The sequence below is a fragment of the Pseudomonas sp. 18.1.10 genome (assembly GCF_024655625.1).
GTDB lineage: Bacteria > Pseudomonadota > Gammaproteobacteria > Pseudomonadales > Pseudomonadaceae > Aquipseudomonas.
The window spans coordinates 1-1,795 of the sequence record NZ_JANLGL010000438.1; the positions used below are offsets into that span (position 1 = coordinate 1).

At 62.7% G+C, this 1,795-nt stretch carries 1 protein-coding gene; it reads right to left on the bottom strand.

Going from position 1 to position 1,795, the window contains the following annotated elements; genetic code table 11:
- Positions 1-151: 151 nt before the first annotated feature.
- Positions 152-1,630 (bottom strand): anion permease, encoded by a 1,479-nt coding sequence (locus NUV89_RS29550; protein ID WP_257784101.1) that lies wholly within the window; start codon positions 1,628-1,630, stop codon positions 152-154.
- Between the last annotated feature and the right edge of the window lie 165 nt (positions 1,631-1,795).

The window sequence follows — 1,795 nt, forward strand, 5'->3', positions numbered from 1 at the left end:
GCCTGCGTTCGGGCACACCGAGCCTAGGCGAGGTGCCGAGTGTTGGGGCAAGAGCGCTTTGGTTACTTTGCCGCTTTTGCAAAGTGACCCGCCGTAAGGGCGGAACCCTAAGTCGCCGTTACCGAAGAAACGGATATGTACACCAGCAATTTCAAATCCACCCCAACCAACTCCAATAAGTCCCCGCAAACACCAACATCAACCCATACCCAATCAGCGTCACCAAAATCCCCACCTTGGCAAACTGCCGCGCCGTAAACGTCCCCGTCCCCAAACACACCATATTCTGCGGCGCATTGATCGGCAGGATAAACCCATAGCTCATCACAAACCCCAGCAACATGGTCATCCCCAACCGACTGAAATCCCCCGGCAAGGTCTGCAGCACCGCAATCAGGATCGGCAACAACGCCGAGGTCAACGCCGTAGCACTGGCAAACCCCAAATGAATCAGAATCAAAAACGCCCCCAGGATCGCAAACACCCCCAACGGCCCCACCTGATCCAACCCGGTATGCGCCACCACCGTAGCGCCCAACCACTGCCCCGCCTGGGTAGTGAGCAGCGCCGTCCCCAGGCTGATGCCCACACCAAACACAATCACCGTGCCCCACGGAATCCGCGACTGCACATCCTTCCAGGTCATCACGCCAAGCCCCGGCAACAGCAGGAACACCAAGCCGGCGTAGGTGGTCGAGGTGGTGTCGAAGTTATGCAGACGCCCTTCCGTGGCCCAGGCCAGCAGCAGCAAGACCGACACGCCCAGCAGGCGCTTCTGCGGCCCGGTCATCGGGCCGATGTCCACCAGCGACTGGGCCACCGCCTCTTTGCCACCGGGAATACTCTCGGTCTCGGGCGGCAGCAGCTTGAGCACCAGAAACAGCAACACCGCCGACATAATCAACGCCCACGGCGCGCCCGCGATCAGCCAGTCGATCCACGACACGCGCTGGCCGAGCATCTTGTCCATAAAGCCGACGGTCAGCAGGTTCTGCGCGGCGGCGGTCTGGATGCCGACGTTCCAGATGCTGGTGCCCTGGGCCACCACGATCATGATGCCGGCGGCGATGTTCGAGCGCTTGTCGACGCCAAACGCCGCGATCACGCCCATCATGATCGGCACCACACAAGCACTGCGCGCCGTGGCGCTGGGCACCACCAGGCTGAGCAGGATGGTCACGGCAATCGCCCCCAGCAGGATGCGCCGCGTGCTGGTGCCGACCCGGCTCAACGTCACCAGCGCAATGCGCCGGTCGAGACCGGTGTGGGTCATCGCCGCCGCGATAAACAGCGCACCCGCCACCAGCGCCAGCGCCGGGTTGGAAAACCCGGTCAACGCCATGCTGATGGCCGGGCTGGTGCCGATCAGATGCGCGGGGTCTTGCAGCGACGGCGCGGTGCCCAGCAGGAACGCCATCAGCGAGGTAATCATGATCGCGCTGGCTTCATAGGACACCGCCTCGGTGATCCACACCACCACGGCAAACGCGAGGATCGCCAGCATGCGATGCCCGGCCACCGGCAAATCGGCGGGCAGCGGCAACAGCAGGACCCCGGCCATCACCAGCACGGCGACGACCAGGCCCAGGGGGAGTTTGAAGGATGCGGCGGTTGTTGCGGGGGCGTTCATGGCGGGCTCCGTCAGCCTTTGAATCAGGCGGCAAGCATGGACCCAATGGCCGCACTCCGTGTTGACAGGTATCAATCGGTTCAGATGTGGCAGGAGGCTTGTGTGGGAGCGGGCTTGCTCGCGAATGCGGTGTATCAGTCAATACATTTGCTGACTGACACTCCT